1 protein-coding gene is annotated in these 361 nt (G+C 61.5%); it reads right to left on the bottom strand.

The genetic code is table 11. The annotated features are described in order from the left end of the window. Nucleotides 1–73 precede the first annotated feature (73 nt). On the bottom strand, nt 74–361 hold a 288-nt coding region (locus tag FLQ44_RS20200; protein WP_147695786.1), incomplete at its 5' end, for an oxidoreductase dimerization domain-containing protein.

The following is a 361-nucleotide window of genomic DNA, read 5'->3' as shown; positions in this document are numbered from 1 at the left end:
ATATGCACGCTCACCCCGGCCTCAAGGGCCAGTCGGGACACTGTGTAGGCGTTCATCGAACACCTCCTTTTCCTTATCCGGCGCAGCAGGACAGTTGCTTCACGTCCTTGCTGAAGGTCTGCGCCGCGAGCTTCAAGCCCTCGACCATCGTTAGGTAGGGGAACAACTGGTCGGCTAGTTCCTGCACCGTCATGCGGTTGCGAATGGCGAGAACAGCCGTCTGGATCAGTTCGCCCGCTTCCGGGGCCACCACCTGTACGCCAATCAGCCGTCCGCTGCCTTCCTCGATGACCAGCTTGATGAAGCCGCGGGTATCGAAGTTGGCGAGCGCACGCGGCACGTTGTCGAGCGTCAGCGTGCG

This window comes from Vogesella mureinivorans (assembly GCF_007644035.1).
Taxonomy (GTDB): domain Bacteria; phylum Pseudomonadota; class Gammaproteobacteria; order Burkholderiales; family Chromobacteriaceae; genus Vogesella; species Vogesella mureinivorans.
Note: the sequence above shows the minus strand (reverse complement) of the source record. Positions and strands in the feature narration are given on the sequence as shown.